Source organism: Roseibium sp. SCP14 (assembly GCF_040329475.1).
In the GTDB taxonomy this organism is placed as follows: Bacteria; Pseudomonadota; Alphaproteobacteria; order Rhizobiales; family Stappiaceae; genus Roseibium.
In genome coordinates this window covers 139,238-163,985 of sequence record NZ_JBDZYH010000013.1, presented here as the reverse complement: position 1 = coordinate 163,985, position 24,748 = coordinate 139,238, and the positions used below count along the sequence as shown (strand labels likewise).

Here is a 24,748-nt window from a genome sequence, read left to right as displayed (position 1 = left end):
ATTTGCTCGTATCCTTAGAACGAGCCCATCGAACACATTTGTTTCAGAAAAAAGAACTCGTCATGCAATTCTGCAGACGTACTAAATATTAGAGTCATCGTAAAGCTGTTCATGAGATCCGCTTTCAATTTTATGTTTATTTTCAAGGTGATCGGCTCTGTTGCAAATCACTGAGCTTGGTGCGAGAAGCAGCCTTTCAGATTAGGCTGTTGATTTCATGAGTGCATTCAAAGGCCGTCATTTCAGCGGCGAAGTCGTGTTGTGGGCGGTTCGCTGGTATTGCCGTTACGGGATCAGTTACCGGGACCTTGAACAGATGATGGCCGAGCGCGGTGTGCGCGTTGATCACGCCACGGGCTACCGCTGAGTTCAGACCTATGCCCCTGAAATTGAAAAACGGTTGCGTTGGCAATGGCGTCGGCCGGCTTCGGGCAGTTGGCGCGTCGACGAAACCTACATCAAGGTTCGCGGGAAGTGGACGTATCTCTACCGGGCGGTAGACAAGTACGGCAACACCATCGATTTCTACCTCTCTGCCACCCGCAATACCAAAGCGGCAAAGCGGTTTCTTGGCAAAGCCTTAAGAGGGCTGAAAGACTGGGAAAAGCCTCATACGATCAACACTGACAAGGCGCCAACCTACGGCGCAGCCATTTCCGAATTGAAGGCAGAAGGCAAATGCCCCGAAGACACCGAGCATCGCCAGGTCAAGTATCTGAACAACGTCGTTGAAGCCGATCACGGCAAACTGAAACAATTGATCCGGCCAGTGCGTGGGTTCAAATCGTTGAAGTCCGCCTATGCGACAATCATGGGTTTTGAGGTCATGCGTGCTCTGCGCAAGGGCCAAGCTGGCATCTTCACTTCACGAATGACATTCTCGATGAGGCTCGCATCGTCGAACGAGCCTTCAACATCGGTCCATGTGCCCTTTCCGAGGCCGTGAACATGCTCGAAATCCATCTTCAGGATGTCGAAGTTTGAACCGAAGGAATGGTAAAGGCTGCAAACCAACCAAATTCAAGTTTTGCAACAGAGCCGTCACCTGACGGTAGAATGGCTTAGCAGGGTGTTGAAATAGGTTTTTGCCTCCTACTTCAGTGCGAAATCAGGTTGAACGAGATCCGAAAAGATCAATGTTCTCTGTTAGTTATTTTCGACAAGGCGCTGTCAGAACGGTCTAAAACAACAAAATCGACTCCGGATGACAACTTTTTCAACAGCCTGTTAGAGCAACTGTGAGATATCGGACAAATTCAGGGCCATCTGCGTTTAGTGCAATCTCAACTGTCCGCGCGGCTGCACCCTTACACTTCAGGTCGATTGTTGTTTGACCGATATTGGGGGAAGCGAGCGTTTCTACATTCACAGCCCCTTGGCATTTGCGCAGTAAATTTGGCCTCAGAAGACTTGCCACAGCGAGCGCATCATGCACCGGAGCCGTGCCTGTGCTGATCTGTTCTTCAGACCTGTCATAGGCGTTGATAAGCTGCCTGATGATCGCTGCGGTGGCCTGCGATGCAGCGGTTTTGGAAGACGCCAACCGGTCACAATCGGCCCGAGCAACCAGTGCCTGGTGCGTTGCATCGAGGGTCACCAGAGTGATGGTCTTAAAACCAGCGGAAAACACGGCCTCCGCCGCATCGGGATCGTGCCATATATTGAACTCCGCCGCCGGAGTCATATTGCCCCCATTGTGAGCTCCCCCCATGATGACAATATCGGGCACAAGCTCAGTGAACTTTGGCTCCATTGCAAGACAGGTCGCGATGTTGGTAAGCGGTGCGAGCGCGACAAGCGATATTGGTTCCTTTGCGGTTCGAAATGTTTCAACCAGGAAGTCCGCCGCGGGCTGCCTGTCTTCCTGCCGATGGCTCCACTTGACCGGCAAATTCGAACTCGGTGCCCCGTCGTTGTCGGACGCATAATCCATATTGTTAGTCTTGACGAGTGGGCGATCGGCTCCTTTGAAGACCGGTACATCCTGCCGCCCGATGTGGTCGAGTACCGCCAATGTGTTGGTTGTGGTCTGATCAACGTGCCTGTTTCCGTAAACTGTAGTGCACGCAACAAGGTCCATCTCACGACACGTTGCAGCCAGCATGATGGCAATCGCATCATCGGCTCCGGTGTCTACGTCAAGTATCACTTTCTTTCGCATGCACCTGTTCCATCATGATTTCCTCCCCTTGAGGACGGCAAAGCCTCGCAAATCGTGGTCGCCCCAAAGAAGGAATTTTCATCCAATCGCCACCTAATCGGCAAACGCCTTGAAGCGGACTCACCTCTTCCCGCCTGTGCGCCTTTCAAGACTTTCCGCTGTCACCCTTCAATGGCTGTGGCCTGAAGCAAACCGCGTTCAGACGCCCGTTCCCGGTTGATGAAAAGCAGAAGGCCAATGGTGGCAACGGCGGCTGCGCAATAAAACACGACAGAGAACCCGAACCGTTCCGCGACGATCCCGAACAGCAAACCGGCAATCAGTGGACCAAGATCCATGAGCGTCGTCAGCAGAGCGAAGGCCCTCCCCCTCGAGGACTGATCCGTCCGGTTCGCAGTCAACAAGCTGAAAATGGGCGTCAGATAGCCGTTGGCAACGCCGATAAATATCGCCGATATCAAAAACGGCGCGATGCCGATCTGCGCGTTCATGCAGAGTAGCCCGGCGGCGAGCAGCACCATTGACATCATCAAGACTCTATTGACGCCGAATTTGGTGGGTAGGTTGCCGAACAGCAGCCGGACTGTTGCCGCAGCAACGGCGAACACCAAGAAGTACGGCCCCGTCAGTCCTGCTGCCACCTGCTCCGAAAAGGCATCCAGGAAGATTGGGAGGACAGAATAGGCGAGCGAAAAGGCAAAGGCAGCAATCCAGATCGGGAGCAAGTGCTTGTTGTAGGACAGCTGCAACATGCCAATGCCCCGAGTTCGATCCTGGCCCATGGTTTCCCCTACGCCCAACAGGCACCCAACGCACAACCAAGCAAGCGCGCAAGACGTTATGACCACCAATTTGAATGTCCCCAATTCAATCAGGACCTGACCGAGGAACGGGCCAATTCCAAGCGCGCCCATCCCCGTCATCATGAAGACGGCAAACCCACGCGTACGGTAAGGACTAGGTAGCAGATCCGAGGCCACCGTCATCATCGCGCCGGTCAACGCAGCTTGACCGGCGAATTGAAGAGCGCGCGCGACCAGCAGCGAAGGTCCATAGTGGTCGATCAGCAAGAAGCTTGAAGTTGCCAATGCATGGACAATCGAGCCGCAAAGGAACACCACTCTGCGCCCCTTGCGATCGGTTAACCATCCTGCGCCCGGTCTGACGAGCAGGGTTCCAGCGCCACCGGCAATGGCGACCAATCCGATATCAGACAACGTACCACCCTGGTTCAGGATGAAATGCGGCAAGTTGATAAAAAGCGTGTTGACCAAAATCGAGAAAAATTGCGCAGCAAATACAAGAACGAACGGGATCAGCCAGTCCTTATTATTCCGGGTCCAGCAAATTGGTGACACATGAGCCTCTTAACAAAAATGCGCGAATGCCGGACGGATGCCTGAATCGCCCGATCGATTCGAGGTTGCATTAATGCGCCCATCCTGCAACCTGTGCAAGTATATTTCATTCACACCACACCCCAGACTTGAGGAAAATCACCTCTAACCAGCTATTGTCGAGATTTTTATGACGTTGACAGGCCAAAGTGTCCGTCGGATTAACAAATACTTTCATCAGCGAAGAATCAATATATCGTAATCGTATAATATTTTTCTGTAAAATAGATAGTCATAATATCTTCAGTGACCGCTAATATTTGTAAAAACAATTTAATAATTTAAGTAAAATATATATTTTTCAAATTCTGACATCTATTAACATTATTAAAGTTAGAATTTTTCTAAGCTACAATCTAAAGCTTTAATTGATTCGATCTAAAATCGAACTCTTCCACATAAAATTCGCGAATATATATAATCTTGACATTATCCTCTATCTATTAGCTAATCTCGAATCAATTCTCGTATTAGTTGCATCCTAAACCTCCTTCTCCGAAGACCCATCCGACGGCCAGCAAAAGGAAAGAATGCCCCCTCGTCGAAACCTCGCAAGGATATGTGCCTTTGCGAATTCTTTAACTGCGACAATCGCTTAACCTTGAGTTGAAGTAATGGAATCAAGCAACCAAAATGTAGTGTTGTTGGTCTTGGGATCTCAGTCCTGGCAAGCCTGGATCAGCGATTTCGTCGCTCCGACCAATTCATTGTCCGCGGTCATTTCCTGCCCCGCCGACTATGAGGCTCTCGTTGCGACGGTGGCACAGGTTAAGCCCTCAACCGTCATCTTTCTCAGCCACCATCTGACGCTGAACAGAGACGCCGGCTGGGCGCGCGACCTGGAACGTGAGCTTCATTTGCCCGTGATCTGTCAAAGCTCGGTTGCCATAGAACTTGCGTATGACAAACGCTTAATGGCGCAGCTTGCATCCCGATCCCCGCATGTAAGCCCAATCCCGGAATTAACGGCTCAGGCTGCCCGCTCTTTGATCCAATCCGGCGATTGTGGTGTCGTTATGAAAAAATCGTCCGGGACCGAAGGAGACGGCTTCGCAGTTGCTCATGACCTCTCCGACCTCGACGACATCCTGTCTGCCCATCAAGAAAGTAGTGGAAACTGGATGTTGCAGCCGCACATCCAAGGCAGGGAGGTCTCAGTAAACCTGTGGAGGATGGGACGCTCGACGCACGTCCTTGAGGCTGTCGAAAAAGGCGTGACCTCGATGGACGGGAAACATCCCTGCAAGCGTGTCCGGCACTGCCCCGCCCCTCCCCTGACGACGACCGAATTGCAAGCACTCAATGAAGCGGCAGCGGAAATTGCGGTTGCCGCCGAAATTCAGGGCATCGCTGAACTCGAGTTCATCTTGTCGGAAGACCGCATTTATCTGCTGGAGATAAACCCCAGGATTTCGGCGACGCTTAGAATGAACCTGCTGGCTTGCCAAGTGAACTTCACAAGATTGATAGAACTGTCCGGTGACCAATCGGAAGACCGCACAGTCTTTGTAAATGCTTCGCGCTTTTCTGCCGAATTTGCGCTTCCTGATACCGCTTCCGGTTTCAAATACGCCGGCAAGCTCTCCGAGGGAATCTGGGCGACAACAAGGGTCACGATGGTGGCCAACAGCCTCGTTGAGCTGGATAGCAAGGCTGCAGTGGCACGAGCGATTATCGGATTGTCGAACTCAAATACAGCACCATTGTTCAATGGGATAGAATAATGTCGAATCAGACCTTGTTGATAGTAAGCACCCCGTCTCACTTAATTAAGTATGACTTCGAAAACATTAAATCAGCGAACAAATCCAAAATCATTGTTCTGACGTCTTCCAAATACAAAGGAAAATTACCACCTGATATTGTTCAGAAAGTCGACGACTGTTTTTATCTGGATTACTTGGTTCGCGATGGCCTCTCTCATATCGAAATAAGCGCGATACCAAAGCCTCTTTACCGGGAGCTTGAGGCAGCCGCATCCGCAAGACTTCTGCGAATTGTGACGACGGTCGACGAGTATGCAAGGTTTTGCGGCGCTTTGAGAACCGAATTCGGTACACCGGGACGCAGGATCGAAGACGTCGACGCCATAGCTGACAAGGCAAAGGCGAAATCCAAAGTATCTGCGCGCGGATTGCGCGTCCCGAAAGGCAGGACCTACCGTGTGGAGGAGTTGACGTCTCTTCGACGCGGCTTTGCCGCACTTACAGGCGAGTTTGGACCGTCCATCATCATCAAACCGCTCGGTGCATCGGGCTGTGTTGGTGTGTCACACATCCGTTCGGAGAGCGAATTCGATGCTTGGCTCAAGAGTCCAAAGGTCTCCGACATGTTTGAGGTCGAGGAGTTTTTCGACGGTGATCTCTACCATTTCGACGCCTTTGTCTTGAAGGGAAGCATAGTCGGCACTTACGTGTGGAAGTATTGCAACCCAATGCTGAAATTTCTTTCTGGCCTTCCGACCGGATCCATTTCTTTGCCCAGGACCGACGAAACCTTTCAGCAAATAAATGCATTCGGAACTGAAGCGCTTCATGCGCTCGGGCTGAGTGACGGCTCTATTCACATGGAGGTTTTCCGAAACAAGTCCGGAGAACTTTGTTATTTGGAAGCCGGACCGCGCACGCCGGGCATCACGCAACATCATGTCTATTTGCGGACATACGGCATCAATTATGTTGACGTCGATCTGCAAATCGCCTTGGGCCAGTGCCCAGATCTGCCGCAAGACGAACTCACCCACGGGTTCTGGATGATTTGGCCGCAAAAACCCGGACTTGTGCAAGGCTACGCCTATCCGGCCAATGACGTCGAACTTCACATGTCAGGGGAAATGCTGCCGGGCGAAACTGCGGTTCAGCCTACGAGTATCAAATACAAGTCCTGCCAAATCGACGGCTTCCACCGGGACTTCAGGGTCCTGAACGATGCTTTCCGGCGCATCAGCGCCGGAGCCAACCCGCTCAAGGTGGCCTGATATGGTGAAGACGCTCTCGACTTCCGGTCAGGCGGAAGCGCCCAATCGCCCCTTCTGTGTCGAATATTATTGGGAAAACTGGCGCCAATGCATGGCTGGCGTCAAACGCGAAGACCGACCGCATCTTCTGAGCAGCGGCGTGAGCCAGTTCAGTCAATCGCCTGTTCTCAATGAAGCGGCGATGGGCCTGCTGCGATACAGTATATCGAGCGGCCAACTGAGCCGGTACCATCTGAACGACCGCTGCGCCGCTCAAATCGCGGAAATTCTATGCCTGTACCTGGAACGGGACGATCTGACGGCGGAGAACATCGTTTATTGCTACGGCAGCACCGACGCGCTCGATATGCTGTTCGAATACTGCCGCATGGAAGGCATTCGTCAGGGCGCCATACCGCTTGCAAGTTACTACGGATACGAGCTGGCAATCCTCGGGAACGGACTTCATATCGATCATTATTATGGCGAAGGCGTTGCCTCTTCATCGGGTCAGGTCCGGGAAAAGAAACCGAAAGAACGTCGTTTTCTGTTGCGGAATGTTCCGGAAGGAATTTCGGGGGCACAGAACATCGAGCCTCCCTCCCATTTGTCCGACACGGAATGCGATTTCGTCATCGTGGACACGACGTGCCAGACAATGGACGTTGCGGGAGCCCGCACAAGGACCGAGCTTCGCAAAGTCGCGAACGAACGAGATCTGATCAATTCCTGTCTTCTCATGACCTTGTCAAAAGACCTGGGTCTGCCCGGGTTGCGGTCTGGAATTGTGATTACAAGAGATCAGAAGCTCCTCAGCTTTTTGAAAAAGCGGGTTGAGCAAAGATATGTCCAGGTCGGACCGCTGTCTTGCTACGCGATGCTGTTCTATGCCTATTGCCTCGCGGTCGAAAGCGGCGTGGCGAAAGAACATGCCGGTCTTGCGCCGTTGCTGGATGAAATGGCGCTCTTTGAAAGCGGCCGTCCGATCTTTGAGCGTGAAGCAACGGAGATCTTCGCGCGTCAGCGAGAGGTCATCAGGACCAACTTCGTAACCCTGCAAGATAAACTCACCGATATCTTTGAAAATCTCGAAGCCTTCCGATCGGGCTTCACCTGCTTTCCGAACCTACGCTTTTTGTCGCCGACGCCCGAGCGAACCCTGGCCTTCTCCAAACACCTAAGCGAACGCTCCAAGGTATGGGTCAACACGATGCATGCCTTCGGTGGCACGCAGCGTGCCTGGCAGGAAATCTATCCGGAGCGGATTGGTCTCAGGATCAATCTGTCTTGGGAAAACAATTTCGCCGACTACCTGAGCCGCCTCCGGCAGGGATTGGACAGCTGGAGCGACGCCTCGTCGTAAATGCGGAACCGCGCAGAATCCTCACGGTCCGCCGGCTCTGTTCGTGCCCGAGAATCGGCCCCACTCCGAGGGAATGTTATGTTGGTATCACTAGAGAACGATCTCGCACTTTCTTCGGATCGCGTAGCAGCTGTCCGCGAATTCATGCGGCAACACCAACTTGCTGGGTTGATGGTACCGCGGTCCGACGAGCATCTCGCGGAATACGCTCCACCTTCAGCGAGCCGGCTGGAATGGCTCACGGGGTTTACCGGGAACGTGGGTGTGGCGTTTGTACTGGAACACGAAACAGCCATTTTTACGTCAGGTCTTTGGATAGACCAGCTTAAACAGGAAACCGACGGTAAGCTTTGGGAGCGGCATCTCTTTACACCGACATCTGCGGCTCAATGGCTTTTGGAGCGTCTCGTTGATGGGCGTCTCGGATATGACCCGTGGTTGATCAGCGAGCAAGCTCTGAACGCTTATATCAAGCACGGACTGAACTGCGTCGCACTGCCTGCAAATCCGATTGACCGGATCTGGAAAGAACGTCCTGGATTTCCTTTGCACCCAGCGTTGCCCTACCCCATCGAACTTGCTGGCGAGACCTCGATAAGCAAACGCCGGCGCGTTGCAGAAACATTGAGGGATGCCGGGCTCTCGGCGGCTGTGCTGGCCGATCCGGCATCGATCGCCTGGTTGCTCAACATCCGAGGCAGTGACATTCCTTACCTACCCGTCGCTTTGGGATTCGCCTTGGTCCACTGCGATGCCCGCGTCGATCTGTTTATGGCAACTGATAAGCTTCCTCAGGAAACGAGGCACTGGCTGGGTCCGGAGGTCGACTGCAAGCCGCGCGAGCAGCTCCAGCAATCGCTTTCACTTCTATCGGGGAAGCGGGTTGGTGTAGACACCGCACGCCACGCCTCTTGGTTCAGCGATACGCTTCGCAAGGCCGGCGCGACGGTTGTCGAGGCCATCGATCCGTGTCATCTCCCGAAAGCACGAAAGAACGACGTTGAGCAAAAGCTCGCGCGCGCATGCCATATCGATGACGGTGTCGCCTTATGCCGTTTTTTGCAGTGGTTCGAAACCAGCCCCGCCAGCGAAACGGAAATGTCGTGCTCAGCCAAACTCGAGTCTCTGCGTCAGGAGATGGCAGCCTACAAGGGGCCATCCTTTCCGGCGATTTCGTCTGTCGGACACCACAGCGCAAGTGTTCTTTATTGCCCGGACGAGACCTCCAACCGCCCCATTTGTGAAGACGAGATCTATCTGTTTGACACCGGTGGCCAATTCCTCGGCGGGACCACGGATTCGGCGCGGGCTGTGTGGCCTGGCCCCTCACAGCCACCCCTGAAGCTTCGTGATCGATACACGAGAGTGTTAAAAGGCCATATCGCCGTGGCATCACTCGTTTTCCCGGCCGGCATCTGCGGGCACCACATCGACAGCCTCTCCAGAGTTGCTCTGTGGCAGGTTGGGCTCGATTTCGACCAAGACACCGGCCACGGTGTCGGTAGCTATCTTTCAGTACATGAAGGCCCTGTGAGGATTGGCAGGAACGCGCGGCCTCTTCCCATCGAAGAGGGCATGATCTTATCGATAGAGCCTGGTTGTTACGAGGTCGGACAGTTTGGCGTCCGGCTGGAAAACCTGGCGGTAGTTGTTCAGGCTCCTCATGCCTCTCAGAAACGGCCTTTCTTGAGGTTCGATGTTCTTACCCTGGTGCCATTCGACCGAAGCCTGATTGAGCTCGAGCAGTTGACAGCACAAGAGCGACGCTGGATCGACGACTATCATGAGAAAATTCGGCAGACGCTGTCGCCTTCTCTTGACCCGTCCGAGCAAGAATGGCTTTCCCGCGCTTGCAGGCCATTACTCGATCCGCCGGTCGAAAGGTGAGGAACTCTCCGCCAGACAGCCAGCTCTCAACACCTCCGCGCACTGCGTGTGCCGATCAAACCACGGGTTCACGGGATGACTTCCTTGACCATCTCAGCAGTTGTTTTTGACATGGACGGCGTGCTGATCGATAGCGAGCGGCTCTATTGCGACTCCTTCCTCAAGGCAGCTGAAGAGACGGGCCATGCCTTTCAGCCGGCAGATGCCTTGGCACTTGTGGGGCATGCGTGGAAGAAGAACCGCATGAAAATTTTGGAGAAGGTCGGCTCCGAAGCAGAGGTCGATCGTCTTCACGCGGTCTGGTGCAGGCACTTCGATGACGCCAAGCCGAGGCTGCAGCTCAAGCCGGGCGTAAAACAGCTCCTCCACTGGGCCAGGAGCAATCACTTATGTACGGCGGTTTGCACGTCCTCGAAACCTTCCACTGTCTATTACTACTTCTCCCTCCATGCGCTCGCTGACCTGTTCGACGTGATCGTCGCAGCCGGGGACTATTCGAATTCCAAGCCCGCGCCTGATCCTTTTCTTCGCGTCGCGGATCTATTGGACATCCCCCCTGCGCAATGCCTTGTTCTGGAGGATTCCTATGCCGGCATCCTCAGCGCCACTGCCGCCGGGATGCCGGTGGTAATGGTCCCGGATCTCTTGCCTCCAACCGAAATGACCAGGGATCAGTGCCTCTTCATCGCATCGGACTTGAACGAAGTCCGTGCGCGTTTGTTGTCTCTTTCTCCAGTGACCGGATTTCAAGATGTACGATAAGCCAAATCCAAGTCGGCTGGTGGCCGCAGCCGCTCAAACCAGCTCTGCCCGAAAGGACTGGCGCACTCGGCTGGTGCAGTCCGACTGCGTCGTACCAAAGGGTTTCACGTCTCTGACACCCGCCATTCAGCGAGGCTCGACAGTGGTGTTTGAGAGCCTGTCGGATGCGTTGGCCTCCAAACCGCCGGGAGATGGATATGTCTACGGCACGTCCGGGACACCCACCACACTTGAGCTTGGGGCGCGGATCGCGGAATTGGAGGGCGCGCGAAAGTGTTTCGTGGTTCCCTGTGGTCAGGCGGCCATCGCGCTCACTTACCTCGCCTATTGCGGATCGGGATCGCATGTGCTTGTGCCGGAAAGCGTTTATCGCCCAAGCCGCAAACTGGGCGATGACCTGCTCGCCGGTCTCGGCATCGAGATGGAGCTCTATGATCCGTTGATCGGCAGCGGCATTGCGAATCTGTTTCGTCAAAACACGTCACTGATTTGGTGTGAAAGTCCCGGTTCGATCACGATGGAAATTCAGGATGTTCCCGCGATCGCAATGGCAGCGCGGGCGGCAGGCATCAAGGTCGCCTTGGATAACACATACGCAGCCGGTCTGTTTTTCGATGCATTTTCATCCGGGGTGGAGGTCAGCGTCCAGGCGCTGACAAAGTATGTTGGAGGGCATAGCGATGTCTTGCTTGGGACTGTGTCCGTTGGCAGCAGCGCGGCCGCTGAACGTATCGCCCAGGTCCATGATAGATTGGGGATGGCAGCATCGCCCGACGATTGTGCCCTCGCTTTGAGAGGGCTTCAAACCCTGGCGATCCGCCTTGCGCATTTGGAACATGCTTCCATGACGGTGGCCACTTGGCTGAAGCAACAGTCCGACGTCGCGGCCGTCTTGCATCCAGCCTTTCCGGACTGTCCCGGGCATAAAATCTGGCAACGGGATTACACGGGTAGTTCAAGCGTGTTTTCAGTTGTTTTTGGCGAAACATGGACTGTTGAACGCATCGCGCGGTTTGTTGACGCCTTGCGGCTTTTCAAGATCGGCTTTGGTTGGGGTGGCACCACAAGTCTGGTTATGGCGTATCCCCAAATGAAACGGCGCAACCGAAACGACTGTCACCGCCTGGTTCGATTGAATGTCGGTTTGGAAGCTGTCGAGGATCTAATCGAAGACCTTGGCCAAGCAATAAAAACGAGCTTGTCACGTTAACAAGCAGTCAGGCTGGCTCTGTTGCAAAGATTGACTTTAGACGGATTTCGGCCTGTTGGAGCCCCTCGGCTCAAGCTTTGACATCCTGAAGATGGTTTTCGAGCATGGTTACGGCTTCAGAGAGAGCACATGGATCGATGCCGAATGTTCTCTCGACAATGTGGGCTTCACCAAGGATATCGTTTGAAAAGTTGGAGATACCGGCCTGTCCCTTGCGCAGGCCACGACCTATGTCCACCTCCTTCCACTGCAGGTGAAGGATCTCTCGCAGCCGGCAACCCGTCATCAACAACAAGCGAATGGCATTGGTGACGTGGGATGGATAGACGATCGATTTGTTATCTTTCGCAACGTGTTTGCGCCTGTCGCCGGTTGCCTTAATGTTCCACGGTAAACCGTCGGTCTCTGCAAGAACAAGGGCGCTACCCAATCTCGCCAGTTCTTCGTCACTTAGGTATCGCTGACGCCCTTGCTCTCTGAATCGCTTGACGGCCCGGGCTGGATTGAAGGCCTCCGGGACATAGCCATTGACAGCCCCCCAGCTGAACACACTGCCAAGGTAGGCGATCACCCTATTGGCATTAAACGGATGTTCAACAAGGCCGATATGGAACTTGTTCAGGTCCTTGGTGGTGATTGCCTCGGCTGGCCGCTTTCCGAGCACTGGCAGTACGTGTTTATTCAGAGCTGACTCGTAATTCGTCAGGCTTGCTGCCTTCAGCTTTGGACCGTGTCCCTCAACGAAGAGCTCCACCAGCTTCGAAAGCGTCACTGCCTGGCGCTTGGCGTCCCGTTCCTCTGCAGGGTCTTCTCCGAGGGTCACAGGTTCGAATCCGTCGGGGTCACCAAGTTTCTTAAGAGCTTTATTCTACTGTTGATTTTTTGAAGACTTGTTGCATTCTGCCTGACTTCCGTAGGCGCTCGCTTCGAAGCAAAAAACGCAGCTTCGTACTCCATTCAGCGCGCTAGCCGCAGGTATTTATCCCTTCTCGGACTTTTGTTTCCCATTCCTTGCCGAGCACGGTCTTTGCGTCGATGCCGTTTGCGTATCCGGGCTCACCAGGATTGAACATCATAATCGCAAACTCGGCGTTGTTGCTTCCTGCAAGGTATGAAGTCTGCCCTCCAAAGAAGGTCGTCGAAGAACCGTAGGCTGTGTTTCCGTAAACCGATGCTGACCCGTAGGTCGTTGCGTAAGTTGGGCCAGTCGAAACAACTCTTGTGTTGTTTTGTACGCCACCGCCCTGGATGACATACCGTTGATAACCTGCGCGAAGCGTTGCTACCGCCGCCATCTGGGATGCCACTTGCGCTGCGCCCTTTGTTCCGCAAGCCGGAGCAGCACTTGTTGAAATCAGAACTTGGTTTTTCGAAATCGGCGTCACCGACGTGGAAGCGCAGCTCGCCAAGAAGGCAAGCGAAACAACCCGGAAATTCCGAGAAGATTTTTCAGCATAAAACACCCTAGCCCAATTGTTTGCCAAGCACTGGCACAAACTCGAGAGTAATTGCAATAGATTCGCGCTTAGATTGTTGCAGTTGCGCCAAATGCGACAAGATGCCTGCAGAAACAATACGGACCGTGCCACCGAGGCCAATTGGTTTGCAAAAAGGCAACGGCATAACAGAAACACTGAGATCAATCAGCAGAACTTGGCCGGGTGAGAATGAAAGCGGCAGCGCCGGTCATGCAGACGGCCTGGACGATCAGAATGATCGGTGAGACGGCCATGACAACGCTGAGACCGAACACCAGAGCCATCATTGAAATGGAAATGATCTTGTAGCGCAGGGCGATGGCGCCGCTGGCGCGCCAGTCGGCAATGATCGGCCCGAACACACTGCTGTTTTCCAGAATTGCCTGCAGCTGAGGTGAGCTTTTGCCGAATGCAAAGGCGGCCAGGATAACGAAGGGCGTGGTCGGCAAAACGGGCAACACCACTCCCAGCCCACCAAGTCCGAGCGCAAGCAGTCCCAGACAGAACCAGAACGCCCGCCTTGCTGCTGGAGCGACATCGTTCAAAACGTCTTTCAAGTGGCACGCCTTTAACTGGAGTTTACTATTCAGGTTTTATCGCCCATTCGGCATCCCGAACTTTGATCTATGTCAAATCGCCGGTGGATTGACGCTCGATTGAAAAGATGGATCAACCGAATGCGCGGGACTTGCTTCAGCGCCCATGCTCAAGAGTTCAGTCTCTCAATGTCATAGACCAACCGCATGGTCTTCTTGCCCCAGTCCAGAACGGCAACTCTTTCCGCGTGGTCTCCGACCTGTGCGACCGCCGCGAGGCATCCGACGGTGACATGATGCTGCAAAGTCGCCAGAACTTCCGCCTGTTGCATTGGAATCTTGCGGCCGAATTTTTCCTGAAAGGCGACGATGCGGCGGAAAACTTCCTTCTGATGGTGCGCTTCAAGAGCAACCAGCTCTTCAGTACTGCCCATCGCACGAAGCAACTGCCAGTGACCGGGTGAGTTGATCGTGTCGTCCCGCGACAAGCACTCGAACACCGCATCGGACAGTTCTTCCAGGCTTTCGCTGCCGTCGAACTTTTCGCCGACCTCATCAAGCAGATCCACCGTTTGCTGTAGCCACTGGCTGAACAGCTCGTAGAAAATCGCGTCTTTCTTCGGAAAAAACTGATAGAGCGAACCGATGCTGATGCCTGCCCTCTTGGCAATTTCATTCGTCGTTATTCTGTCCGCCGGCCCCTCGTTGAGCATCGCAAGTGTCGTGTCGAGAATGAGCTGAACCTTCGCCTTCGAGCGCTCCTGTTGCGCAATCTTCCGCTTTTTGACGGATGCTCCCGTTGTCGCAGACACTCTGCCTCTCCCCTCAATCATTTACGTATTCAGTGACTGTCTTATAGACAGCGCACTGATGTATGAAACCTCTCCAATTCGGCTCATGCCGAATTCCGCAGGATCAGTCTGCTTTCAGAGAGACTCCCTTTCGCCAATATGTAATTGAAAACTGACTTCCCTTGCCAAGGCCGAGTTCCGACTTGAAGAACTTGCGCATGGCCTGCGCGTTTTTGTATTCGCCTGCAAACCACGCGAAGTGCAGCTTTTCGCCTGCCGACACCGTTCTGCAAACGTCGAGGACGTCGGCTTGAAACCGGGCGGGTGGAATTGCATGAACGACTAGATCGGAATTCGGCAGATAGTGCCTCAGTTCCTCATAGCTCTCCGCTTCGCCGACTAGATGTCCTGAGACGTCTTCCGGCAGATCCTCCACCATGCGCGCAAGGGCCGGCAAGGCGGTCTGGTCACCAGCAAAGATCACATTATCGCCGGACTGTGGTCGCTCGCGGCCGCTCGGTCCGAGCAGTCCGATCCGATCTCCTTCACTCGCGGCTTCCGCCCACTCCGCGATCACACCGCCTTCGTGCCGCACGATGTCGATGTCCAGGTGACCATTGGCAGGGTCCGCGGATCGGATCGTGTAATAGCGCACGTGAAGCGCGTCTTTCCCACTCGGCCAGCTGGTTGTTCCATTTGCAGCCATTTTTGGCCAGACCGGTACCCGGCCCGAATGGAGAGGAAGCATCAGCTTGACATGAATGCCCGGTCCGGAGAGGACGTCCAAATTGCCCTTGGCGTTCAGGCGCAGACGGATCAAGCCCGGCAAGGGCTCGCTTTTTGCAGCCAGCGTCAACTCATGAAAATTCGCAGGCACACCATCGTTCAAAGCAGGCGCTGCATCGTCTTTCCATCTGAGCTTCTCGGCTGCCGGCGCATCAAGCTCCGTCATGTATCTCACAGCCGCTTCCTTCAGGAAGTACAGAATGCTTTGGGATACGGCCGACACTTTGAGCGATATTCCGGAACCATCCGACCCGACCTCGATCAAACTGTCGCCGACGAGGATCCTGGCAACTCTTGCCCCCGGTCGCTCCAGAACCACATCGTGCTCTTCAACATCGACCACCAGTTGCTCAAACGCCTGGTCAGCCCCCGAAAGAGGCATATAGGCAATTGAGCGGTGAGACTGACATGGCATCGTATTCAAACTCGGCCCTCGATCTTTCGCGCGACGGCAACATCGCTACAGCTGCTGGAAACATTCGCCCCGGAAACAAATCGGCAGGCCTGATGACCGAGATGCCTTTGCATGTCGCGTCAAATGTCAGCGCAAACAACGACTTCACCGGGTCTTGTTCAGACACGATGAAAGCAATGCATTGTCGACGTTTCCGGGAATTTCTGGCTGTGGCAGCGCGCGCTGTTGCAGCGGAGTTGATCGTGCCGTGGCTGCCAGTTCCATACACCAAAAACGTGAGCCGGGGAAACCGGCTCACGCGAGAAATGCGAGCAAAATCTCAGAATGTTTTGCGGAATGTCGCATAGAACCGACGACCTTCTGCGGCAATCTGGGCATTGCGCAGCGAGCTTGCCGTCGGATTGTACTGGTAACGGTCGAAAATATTGTCGACACCGAGCTGAAATTCGCCCCAGTCGGTATCGTAACCAACGCGGCTGTTCACCGTGAACGTCGGCTTCACCTTCATCTGACGGGTACCGCCATCATCCGCGTCCCGCCCGGACGTGAACAGGGCTTCGCCGTAGACCTTGAAACCATTGTCGAAATCGTAACCGGAGTAGAGCGTTGCCCTGAAGGGTGCACCGATCCGGCTGTTGGGCAGGTCGTCGTCCAGCTTGCCGTCCCCGTCCTGGTCCCAGACACCTTCGGTATAGGCAAGGACCGCCCCAACGTTCCACTGGTCTGTCACGAGTTGGTCGACGGTAAGTTCCGCCCCCCAGATCCGCTCCTTGTTCTGGCTGAGTGTCAGCGCATCCGCGGTTATGTTGGTACCCTTGTCCGAGGTTGAAACAAAGACGGAGGCATTGAGCGACGTTCTGACGGTATTGTATCGGACGCCAATCTCGTAATTGTTCACGATCGCCGCGTCCGGTGCGATGTCGGAATAATCGAACTCGGTCTGGAACGGATTGGAAGTGTTCACTGCGCGCCGTGTGAAGGCACCAATATCCGGCACGGAATAACCTTGCGAGAAATTGGCGAACGCATCCAGATCGTCGGTGATGTGAGCGACCGCGCCAGCATTGAAGACGGTTGCGGAATAACTGGTATCGGCACCGTAGACCGTGGCAGCCGAGAACGGCACAGCAAAAGTTGACGAAACCAGATAGTTCGCTGCCGGGCGCACGAAGGTCGAAATATCGAGATCAAAACGCTCGTAACGCACACCCGCTTTGACATCCAGGAAAGTGGTCACCGGAATGTCCAGCTGCGCAAAGCCCGCATAGGCGTGCTGTGTCATCGGCGCAATGATGTCGCGGCCATCCAGCAGCGTTTGAGAGACATCGTTGTAGGAGTAATCTAACCCCCAGGTGACCTGCGCCCCATCCAGAACAATGTCCAGCGGCGTCTGAACTGTTGAGCGGACACCAGCCTGTTTTGCATAGAGAACCGACTGGGAATCCGGTGATTGCACCACACCCGGATCAGAATAGACGAACGGGTTCGAGACAGGGTCTGCACGAACGAAACTCGCGCGTTTTTCGCTGTCGTTATAATAGGCTTCCAGTTTGATCTCGCCGACCGGCACATCGTAGAAATTGAACGTAGCGGAGACATTCTTCGTGTCTTCGTGGGTCGGTTCACCTGTGTAAGGGGCATTCTTGTCCACTGAAACGGGAACAGTCGTATAGTCGGAGAAGTAGTCGAGATACTGGTTCAGGTAGACCCATGAACCATAGAGACTGGCGTCGAACGCTTCGCCTTCATATCCGGCTGTCCCCGACAGATTGACCTGCTGAATTCCGGAACCGCCGCCCTGGCCGATCATCGGATCTTCAGGGATCTGTTTACCATCGCCGTCATACATATCACCGGTCGTCTGGAAACGACCGTTCAACTGCAACGTCAGTTGATCTTTGGCGTAAGACAGGTCAGCGCTTGTCGTCGTGTGGGCACCATCGACTACGGAATGCTCCGTCGTCGAGATGTTGGTCATCACCGCCCCGTGCAGACCTTCCTCCGTCGGGGTCTTGGTGATGATGTTGATGACGCCGCCGGTCGCACCGTCACCATATACGGCGCTTGCGCCGTTGATGATCTCGATCCGCTCGATCGAGTTCGGATCGATCAATGACAATGTCCGCGAATTGTTTCGAAGCGCGATGTTGCGCGGTGCGCCATTGACGAGAACCTGGACCGAGCGTCCGCGAAGGGTCTGTCCGCTTCCGGCCAGCGTTCCGTTGCTGGGTGTCAGGCCGGGCACATATTTGCCAAGAAACTCGTTCAGGTTTCGGCTTGCCAGAAGGCTTTCGCGCAGCTCTTCCTGCTCGATGATCTGAACCGAGCCGGGTGTTGTGGAAAGATCCCCCTTGGACCGGGCGGAGTTGATGACGATCAGGTCGAGCTCGTCAACCTCCGTCGCTGTTGAGACGTCCTGCGCGATTGCAGTAAGGCCGGACGACATCAGTATGATCGCGCTGGCAGTTGTCACCAGGCACAACTTGGGTGTTTGCAGCGGTGTTTTCACTCGCAACACGGCAGGCTCCTGTCAGATTGTCTTAGTCTATGTTTTTTGATTTTCCGGCTGGCTTATCGACCACGGCAGACATCGCATTGCGATCAGGATGCTGACGACCGAAAGACCAACGGCAAGGGAAAATAGGAATGAAAAGCCAAAGGCTTGACCAATGACACCGGCCGCCATGCTGCCAATCATGTAGACCAGCAAATTGGAGCACGACAGGAATGTGAAATCCGTTCCGGCCTGGTCCAGGGAGGCAAAGCGCATGAACGCGGTGTAAAGGCCGACAAGTTCCATGTAGCGGATAAATGTGTTGAAGGCCGACAGGCCGATCAGCACCGCAAAGGATGATTCCGAAACCCCGAAAACCTGCCATGCAAAGGCGGCATATCCGGCAAAACACAACGTCCGGCTCAGGCCTATGGTCCAGAAGAAGCTGCGCAGTCCGAAAGACTTGATAACAACAACCGCGACCGCCGACCCTCCAAGTCCGACACAGGCTGCCGCACCACCGCTGATCAGACCAATCTGGGACAGACTGAAGCCCTGATCGACCAGAAACGCCTGCTCCATCCCTTTCACCAGTCCTTCCGGCAGGCGAAAAACCAGGGCGAATCCCAGCAGAGCCAACGCATGAGGCCGCTTCACAAATGCCCTCAATGATGGAACGGGTCTGGTCTCCTCCGCCCTCTTGCGAAGGCCGATACTTTCAGAAACAAACAGGATCGGCAGCAGGCAGAGCGCCGACAGGATTGCGGCAGTTTTCAGCGCGACCGGCCAGCCCTCGGCATCATAGACGAACAGCGTCAGCGATCCTCCTATCAACACGCCAGCTGCGACGCTGCCTCCTTGAATGGCATTTCCAAGCGGCTGCTGTTCTTTCGGCAGATGTTCGACCGCATATCCATCGGTCGCGATGTCCTGTGTGGCCGCGCACAGGGCAAGCAGCATCAGTACGGGGAAAAAGACGCCGAGATTGTCTTCCGGATAGATCGTGCTCAGAAAGAGGATCACGGCGACCGAGACAAGCTGCATCGGCACGATCCAGCTGCGGCGGCGCCCCAGAGCCCCGACGTGGAACCTGTCGACATAGGGCGCCCAGAGGAACTTCAGGATCCACGGCAGCATCAGGATGCCGATGGATCCGATCGAGACCAGATCTATACCTCTTGAGCGGAAGATCGGCGGCAGGGCAGCGGCAACCAGATAGACCGGAATCGCCTGTGCAACATAAAGGCTCAACAACACAAGCCAGACCCGGCGGTCCAGACGTGAGCTCTGCGCCGGAAAAGCGGCTATCGAAAGAAGACCAGAGTTGGAGGTCTCTCCCATGGATCGGCAACCTTGATTGTCCGCCCGAACGGGCGCATTGAAGATTGCCAATAACTAGACTCAAAAACTCAACAAATCAAGAATATTGAGCAAAAACTCGAATAATTTATTTTTCTTTTAAATATCAATATTTTACAACTTATCGCTGAGCCGTTCAATATCGTAGACAAGATGCAATGTCTTCCTGCACCACTGCAAAACTTCACGTCCTTCAGGTCGTGACCCATATAGAGCCGCCGCAGAAAGACAGGCTACGGAGACCTGGTTTTGCAGATAGGCGAGCGCACCGGCCTGTTGCTCGCTGATCTCTCTTCCGAACCTTTTTTGAAACGAGATCAGTCTTTGCGTCACTTCCTTCTGGTGATGCGCCTCGAGCTCAGCCAGTTCACGCGAGCTGCCCATTGCGCGGCGAAGCTGCCAGTGCCCGGGCGAATTGATTTCCTCATCCCTGGACAGCCGCTCGAAGATCGCATCGACATAATCTTCGAGGTTTTCCGAACCATCGAACCGGGCGTCGACGCCATCGAGAAGATCCAGCGTCTGCTGAAGCCAACGGCGAAACAACTCGTAGAAGATCGCTTCTTTCTTCGGGAAGTAGTGATAGAGCGTTCCGATGCTGATGCCGGCGTTTTTGGCAATCTCGTTGGTCGTGATCTTGTCCGCAGGACCGGCACTCAACATGGCAAGTGTCGTGTCGAGAATACGCTGAACCTTGTCTTTAGAGCGCCGCTGAGTGGCAATGTTTCGCCGGGCGACGGATTTTTCCTCGGCTATCGGCAAAGCGATCCCCCTCCTGGTTGGTCCTGAGAGATCAGGCATAGCAATCCTGACCGGAGGGGCAAAGATCCTTCCGTCAGAAAAGTGTGCCTGACGTAAGTACACCAACGTCTCGGCCGGTAGGAAGGTAAACCAGAGCAGAACAGGTCAGAAAAAGGGCTCCGCCGGAAACCGGCGAAACCCTTGTGCATCTTTGTGGAGTTCGGATTGAATCAGAATTTGACGGAGTACTTTGCGGAAAACGTCGTTCCCGGCGCCTTCACGTAATAATAGTCGTCATATCCGTACGCTTCCACGGAATAGGCCTGTTGCAGGACAGGGACGTAGTCCGCGTTCAGGATGTTCTCCACCCCGAAGGATAATTTCGAGCTTTCATTCACCTGGAAATCGGCAAACGCATCCATCACGAAGTAAGGGTCAATGGACTCCAGGCCGGTGAACTGCTCGCTATCAGGATTCCGGCTACCGGAGTAAAGGCCCTGGAGGCGGAAATTGGCCCAGTCCCGGGGAGCATACTCGACATATCCTGTCAGCTTGAGCGGAGCAATACGGTCAGAGCCGAGGTCGGAGTCATATTTTCCGTCGCCATCAGTGTCGTACTCGCCTTCAAGCCAGGTGAGAGTGCCTCCCACAGTGATCTGATCTGTCGCTTCATAGTTGGCCGCAATTTCGACCCCCCAGATCTGTTCAGGCGACAGCACGATGTCGAGGTCGGCGCTATAGGTCACACCATTGTTTGACTTGTTGTAGAAGCCGGTCACCGAGGCGTCCCAGACGCTACCAACCGCGCGCAGGCCGAGTTCGTAACTGTCTGTTTTCTGACCCTTTTCTTCCAACTGCGAAATGTTGGTAAAGCCGGGACTATTGTAGAGAACGCGACCGAGATCACCTAGCTGGAACCCTTGCGAGAAACCGCCGAACACCGTGAATGTGTCGTTGATATCGAAGGATCCTGAAATGTTGAACAAAGGCTCGCGGAAAGTCAGGTTGCCACCCTTGACCGCATTACCACTATCGTTGGTGAAATCGGTGATATCGACCGAAAGGTGTTCATAGCGGACACCGGCAGTCAGAATAGCCCGATCATCAAAGAGGTCTGCGCGCACCTGGGCGAATGGCGCTACTCCGGTGAGGTCGTATTTGGGTGCGCCGGTTGGCCCGTCAATGGGATTGATGTTGGTCTGGTCATTCAGAACATCCAGACCCCAGACGATATCAATCGGCAGGCGGTCCCAGGGGAACGGCGTATCGAATGTCGCCCGACCTCCAACCTTCTGAGACTCTGTTTCATATTGGTCGTATTGTTGCCCCAGAAACTCCGTTCGGGTGAAGGTCGTCGTATTGTCATTGTAATAGCTCTGCAGTTCAAACGTTCCACCCAGAATGTCGTCGTTCGTATAGGTGCCGTTGATCGTCAGATTGTCGATACCGGGTGTGCGGGTGTTCAGGTTTCCCTTGGAGGGCATCGCACTTGTGCCATTTTGCCTGCTGCCGCCTGAAACGACGCCAGCCCAGTCGCTGTCCTGCCAGTATCGATACCTGTTGGCGCTGATCTGGATCTTGTGGCTCTCATGCTCATAGCCAAGCTTTCCGAGGAAGTTATAGGCCATGATGTCATCGGTCCCGCCTTGCGAACCGAAGGAGTCAGGCGGACGTCGCTCCCCGTCTGCCGTGAACGAAGATCCGGTATCTTCGAAGCTTCCATTGGCGAGATAGAAGAAACCGTTCTTTGCTCCGGATGCCCCCGCCTCGGTCAGGTAGGAAAAGGACTCGGTCAGGCTGGAAGGAGACGCCTTTATGCCAACGCTGAGCTGCGCATTGAATTCGCCGTCATCCGGCTGCTTCGTGATGATGTTGACCAGACCGCCCGGAGCTCCAAATCCATAAGCCGCAGTCGCCCCGCGCACGACCTCGATCTGCTGGATGGCTGTCGTGCTGATGCTGTTGAGTGCCCGGTAGTTGTTGTTCAGGTTGTTCGTTTGCGGAACACCGTCGATCAGGGTGAGAAAGTTGCGGCCTCGCAGAGTTTGGCCGTACTCGGTCAGGTTTTCGGTCGACTGGCCAAACCCGGGAACGGTCTTCGACAGTATCTGACCGATGTTGGAGTTGATGTTTGACTGTCGCTGAACCTGATCCTCCGTCACCACGGAGACTGATACAGTCGCTTCCGATATCGGTGTTTCGGTCCGGGTAGCGGATTTGATCACGATCAGGTCGAGAAGCGTCGCATCTTCAGTGCTGAGCGCAGGTTCTTCTTCCAATGTCAGATCTTGTGCGGATGCCCCTTGAACAGCCGCAAGGAGTGCAGCCGTTACCAAGCCGGAATATTTCAACATGTGCCCTCGTGCCCACTTTTTCGGTCATCCTGGCTTTTGGCTTGGAAATATTTTTCAAGGGTGGTTTATAAATCCTGAGTTCTACACGCAAGTATTATTATGAGCATTTACTCACGTTACAGCTACGCCGTTGCAAAAATGGAACACGCTTACGCATCGATATTTGTTAATCAATGAAAACAATATATTAACGCCAACCAGGTGAAGCGGAACTGTTTCAGCGGCTCGTCAACCGGGAGCGAAACATCGACACCCGCCCCTCAAACAGTGTTTGAAATATCCTTTCAAACAGTCTAAATCGGCAACTGGACCGAGGAGAAGACGCCGTGCCGGAATCAACACCGCAACGCCTTTTGAAAAATGCAGAAAGACTGATGGCTGAAAAAGGCATCGCCGCGACTTCGGTGCGCGAGATCACGGATGCCTCGAACGCCAATGTTGCCTCGGTAAACTACTACTTCGGCAGCAAAAGTGAATTGCTGCTCGAACTGTTGAAGAACCGGTTCACGCAACTCGATGCCGAGTTGCTTGCCAGGGTTTCCGACGTTGAAACGAAAACCAACGGACACGTCCCCGATATCCGGGAGCTGACCGGCGCTTACTTCGATGCCCTGGCCCATCTCGGATTTGACGGAGAGACCGGTCAGCTCGACCCCTTCATTCTCCTCATTCAGCGAGCTTCTGCAGAGCAGGAAGTCGTCTTGGAGCGGGCTCAGGACTACCATGCACCCGGCATTACCAAGATGGTCAGCCTGCTGGCGTATTCCGTTCCCGAAGAGCGCCGAAAATCACTCGAGATCCCCGTTCTCATGGGATTGATGTTCACCGCCTCCGTGACAGCGATGATCGCAATGAACCCGGAACACAAGAACGAAATCCTGTTTTCTGCGGTCAGGGAGTTTCTGGTCGCCGGGATAGAAGCCTACATGCGGCGATTTGCGGACGCCAGTTGACGTTCCACTATTGAAAAACAAGCCTGTTTTTGGCATCACCAGACAACCTCAGAGCTCGACTTGTCAAAGTCGACCAACCAAGCAAACGCTCAGCCAATCCCTTGGAATAGCCAGGCGTCCAGAAATGGAGACGACCATGCGCGCATTCCGTTGGGCAACCCTTTTTGTTGCCGTGGGACTAAGCACAACAGCAGCTCAGGCGGAGACGGTTTCGATCGAGACCGCCACAGGCATTGTCACCACGCCCTTCCGCCCCGGGACAGTCGCGGTTTTTGATATCGCGGCCCTGGATACTCTGCGCGCGCTCGGTGTTCAGATCGCCGGCACTCCTGAGCGGGTTTACGTCGACTACCTGCAAGAGACGGCTGCAGGTGCCGAGAAGATCGGCACGCTATTTGAGCCGGACTTTGAAGCTGTCAATGCACTCCAGCCCGAACTGATCGTTGCAGGCGGACGTTCGTCCAAGCAGGTTGAAGCCCTGTCCGAGTTTGCTCCCACCATAGACATGACAATCTGGGGTGATGGCCTCCTGGATCAGGCCAAAGCGCGGCTGAACGCATACGGAGCAGTTTTCGACAAGGAACAAACTGCGCGCAAGCTGGAAGAAGATCTGACGGCTGCAGTCGATGCTGTGAAGGCGCAAACCGCGGATGCCGGAAAAGCGCTCATCGTTCTGACAAACGGCCCAAAGCTGAGTGTTTACGGCAAGGATTCCCGATTTGGCTGGTTGCACACCGAACTTGGCATTGAGCCCGTCATCGAAGACGTCAAGGCATCGACGCATGGTGAAGCCGTCTCGTTCGAGTTCATTCGCGACGCCAACCCTGACTGGCTGATTGTTATCGACCGCGCCGCGGCTATCGGCGACGATGCCGCTCTGGCTGCAGAAACGCTCGACAACAAGCTGGTTGCCGAAACAACCGCCTGGAAATCAGGGCAAGTCATCTATCTCGACGCATCGAAGGTCTATATCGCCGCGGGCGGTTATCAGTCTCTGGTGGACACGCTACAGGATCTGTCCGCGGCGTTCGCGAAATCCGAGTAACCGGACGTCAGCCGCCTGATGTTGCCATTCGCAGCCACTCGCCTTGCTTCCGCGCTTTGG

At 54.5% G+C, this 24,748-nt stretch carries 18 protein-coding genes and 3 pseudogenes; 9 read left to right on the top strand and 12 right to left on the bottom strand.

Annotated elements, in window-relative coordinates; genetic code table 11:
- Positions 1-217 precede the first annotated feature (217 nt).
- Positions 218-984 (top strand): annotated as a pseudogene (locus tag ABLQ08_RS31010) (IS6 family transposase).
- Positions 985-1,216: 232 nt separating this feature from the next.
- Here the strand turns inward: ABLQ08_RS31010 and ABLQ08_RS31005 are convergent.
- On the bottom strand, positions 1,217-2,161 hold the full coding sequence (locus ABLQ08_RS31005) for a nucleoside hydrolase (RefSeq protein WP_352950577.1): 945 nt from the start codon (positions 2,159-2,161) through the stop codon (positions 1,217-1,219).
- A gap of 161 nt (positions 2,162-2,322) precedes the next feature.
- Positions 2,323-3,519, bottom strand: coding sequence for an MFS transporter (locus ABLQ08_RS31000; RefSeq protein WP_352950575.1), 1,197 nt, complete (start codon positions 3,517-3,519; stop codon positions 2,323-2,325).
- A gap of 653 nt (positions 3,520-4,172) precedes the next feature.
- On the opposite strand from ABLQ08_RS31000, the gene ABLQ08_RS30995 reads away from it, so the two are divergent.
- From ABLQ08_RS30995 to ABLQ08_RS30970, 6 genes are all read left to right on the top strand, one after another.
- Positions 4,173-5,282 carry an ATP-grasp domain-containing protein gene (locus ABLQ08_RS30995; RefSeq protein WP_352950573.1) on the top strand — a complete coding sequence of 370 codons (1,110 nt, stop codon included), beginning with the start codon at positions 4,173-4,175 and terminating at the stop codon, positions 5,280-5,282.
- Positions 5,283-5,557: 275 nt separating this feature from the next.
- A complete protein-coding gene (locus ABLQ08_RS30990; RefSeq protein ID WP_352950572.1) occupies positions 5,558-6,535 on the top strand; it encodes an ATP-grasp domain-containing protein in 978 nt (325 codons plus the stop codon).
- 1 nt (position 6,536) lies between these two features.
- Complete coding sequence (locus tag ABLQ08_RS30985) at positions 6,537-7,877, top strand: aminotransferase class I/II-fold pyridoxal phosphate-dependent enzyme (RefSeq protein WP_352950570.1); 1,341 nt, start codon at positions 6,537-6,539, stop codon at positions 7,875-7,877.
- 78 nt (positions 7,878-7,955) lie between these two features.
- Positions 7,956-9,764, top strand: coding sequence for an aminopeptidase P family protein (locus ABLQ08_RS30980; protein ID WP_352950568.1), 1,809 nt, complete (start codon positions 7,956-7,958; stop codon positions 9,762-9,764).
- Positions 9,765-9,839: 75 nt separating this feature from the next.
- Positions 9,840-10,526, top strand: a complete 687-nt coding sequence (locus tag ABLQ08_RS30975; protein ID WP_352950566.1) for an HAD family hydrolase — start codon at positions 9,840-9,842, stop codon at positions 10,524-10,526.
- Complete coding sequence (locus ABLQ08_RS30970) at positions 10,516-11,736, top strand: cystathionine beta-lyase (RefSeq protein WP_352950564.1); 1,221 nt, start codon at positions 10,516-10,518, stop codon at positions 11,734-11,736. Before ABLQ08_RS30975 ends, ABLQ08_RS30970 begins: the two co-directional genes overlap by 11 nt.
- Positions 11,737-11,806: 70 nt before the next feature.
- Here the strand turns inward: ABLQ08_RS30970 and ABLQ08_RS30965 are convergent.
- The 10 genes and pseudogenes from ABLQ08_RS30965 to ABLQ08_RS30920 form a co-directional block, all read right to left on the bottom strand.
- Positions 11,807-11,962 (bottom strand): annotated as a pseudogene (locus ABLQ08_RS30965) (IS6 family transposase); the annotation flags it as partial.
- Positions 11,963-12,355: 393 nt separating this feature from the next.
- Positions 12,356-12,508 (bottom strand): annotated as a pseudogene (locus ABLQ08_RS30960) (hypothetical protein); the annotation flags it as partial.
- Positions 12,509-12,701: 193 nt separating this feature from the next.
- Positions 12,702-13,031 (bottom strand): hypothetical protein, encoded by a 330-nt coding sequence (locus ABLQ08_RS30955; RefSeq protein ID WP_352950563.1) that lies wholly within the window; start codon positions 13,029-13,031, stop codon positions 12,702-12,704.
- A 344-nt stretch (positions 13,032-13,375) separates the two neighbouring features.
- Positions 13,376-13,771: a YbaN family protein gene (locus ABLQ08_RS30950; protein ID WP_352950561.1), complete on the bottom strand. Its 396-nt coding sequence runs from the start codon at positions 13,769-13,771 to the stop codon at positions 13,376-13,378.
- A 149-nt stretch (positions 13,772-13,920) separates the two neighbouring features.
- Complete coding sequence (locus tag ABLQ08_RS30945) at positions 13,921-14,562, bottom strand: TetR/AcrR family transcriptional regulator (RefSeq protein ID WP_352950559.1); 642 nt, start codon at positions 14,560-14,562, stop codon at positions 13,921-13,923.
- Between the two features lie 103 nt (positions 14,563-14,665).
- On the bottom strand, positions 14,666-15,742 hold the full coding sequence (locus ABLQ08_RS30940; protein WP_352950581.1) for a siderophore-interacting protein: 1,077 nt from the start codon (positions 15,740-15,742) through the stop codon (positions 14,666-14,668).
- Between the two features lie 319 nt (positions 15,743-16,061).
- Positions 16,062-18,260, bottom strand: coding sequence for a TonB-dependent receptor (locus ABLQ08_RS30935; RefSeq protein WP_352950557.1), 2,199 nt, complete (start codon positions 18,258-18,260; stop codon positions 16,062-16,064).
- 27 nt (positions 18,261-18,287) lie between these two features.
- Positions 18,288-19,577, bottom strand: coding sequence for an MFS transporter (locus ABLQ08_RS30930; RefSeq protein WP_352950555.1), 1,290 nt, complete (start codon positions 19,575-19,577; stop codon positions 18,288-18,290).
- Between the two features lie 132 nt (positions 19,578-19,709).
- Positions 19,710-20,396: a TetR/AcrR family transcriptional regulator gene (locus ABLQ08_RS30925; protein ID WP_352950553.1), complete on the bottom strand. Its 687-nt coding sequence runs from the start codon at positions 20,394-20,396 to the stop codon at positions 19,710-19,712.
- A gap of 170 nt (positions 20,397-20,566) precedes the next feature.
- Entirely contained in the window at positions 20,567-22,690 is a 2,124-nt protein-coding gene (locus ABLQ08_RS30920; RefSeq protein ID WP_352950551.1) for a TonB-dependent receptor, read from the bottom strand.
- 326 nt (positions 22,691-23,016) lie between these two features.
- On the opposite strand from ABLQ08_RS30920, the gene ABLQ08_RS30915 reads away from it, so the two are divergent.
- A complete protein-coding gene (locus tag ABLQ08_RS30915) occupies positions 23,017-23,643 on the top strand; it encodes a TetR/AcrR family transcriptional regulator (protein ID WP_352950549.1) in 627 nt (208 codons plus the stop codon).
- A 136-nt stretch (positions 23,644-23,779) separates the two neighbouring features.
- A complete protein-coding gene (locus tag ABLQ08_RS30910; RefSeq protein ID WP_352950547.1) occupies positions 23,780-24,688 on the top strand; it encodes a siderophore ABC transporter substrate-binding protein in 909 nt (302 codons plus the stop codon).
- The last annotated feature ends 60 nt before the right edge of the window (positions 24,689-24,748 follow it).

What these genes read in the sequence shown, in the direction of transcription:
- ABLQ08_RS31005 (WP_352950577.1), bottom strand. Translation starts at nt 2,161, where the DNA reads ATGCGAAAGAAAGTGATACTTGACGTAGACACCGGAGCCGATGATGCG.
- ABLQ08_RS30995 (WP_352950573.1), top strand. Translation starts at nt 4,173, where the DNA reads ATGGAATCAAGCAACCAAAATGTAGTGTTGTTGGTCTTGGGATCTCAG.
- ABLQ08_RS30985 (WP_352950570.1), top strand. Translation starts at nt 6,537, where the DNA reads ATGGTGAAGACGCTCTCGACTTCCGGTCAGGCGGAAGCGCCCAATCGC.
- ABLQ08_RS30980 (WP_352950568.1), top strand. Translation starts at nt 7,956, where the DNA reads ATGTTGGTATCACTAGAGAACGATCTCGCACTTTCTTCGGATCGCGTA.
- ABLQ08_RS30975 (WP_352950566.1), top strand. Translation starts at nt 9,840, where the DNA reads ATGACTTCCTTGACCATCTCAGCAGTTGTTTTTGACATGGACGGCGTG.
- ABLQ08_RS30970 (WP_352950564.1), top strand. Translation starts at nt 10,516, where the DNA reads ATGTACGATAAGCCAAATCCAAGTCGGCTGGTGGCCGCAGCCGCTCAA.
- ABLQ08_RS30955 (WP_352950563.1), bottom strand. Translation starts at nt 13,031, where the DNA reads ATGGCGGCGGTAGCAACGCTTCGCGCAGGTTATCAACGGTATGTCATC.
- ABLQ08_RS30940 (WP_352950581.1), bottom strand. Translation starts at nt 15,742, where the DNA reads ATGCCATGTCAGTCTCACCGCTCAATTGCCTATATGCCTCTTTCGGGG.
- ABLQ08_RS30930 (WP_352950555.1), bottom strand. Translation starts at nt 19,577, where the DNA reads ATGGGAGAGACCTCCAACTCTGGTCTTCTTTCGATAGCCGCTTTTCCG.
- ABLQ08_RS30925 (WP_352950553.1), bottom strand. Translation starts at nt 20,396, where the DNA reads ATGCCTGATCTCTCAGGACCAACCAGGAGGGGGATCGCTTTGCCGATA.
- ABLQ08_RS30920 (WP_352950551.1), bottom strand. Translation starts at nt 22,690, where the DNA reads ATGTTGAAATATTCCGGCTTGGTAACGGCTGCACTCCTTGCGGCTGTT.
- ABLQ08_RS30910 (WP_352950547.1), top strand. Translation starts at nt 23,780, where the DNA reads ATGCGCGCATTCCGTTGGGCAACCCTTTTTGTTGCCGTGGGACTAAGC.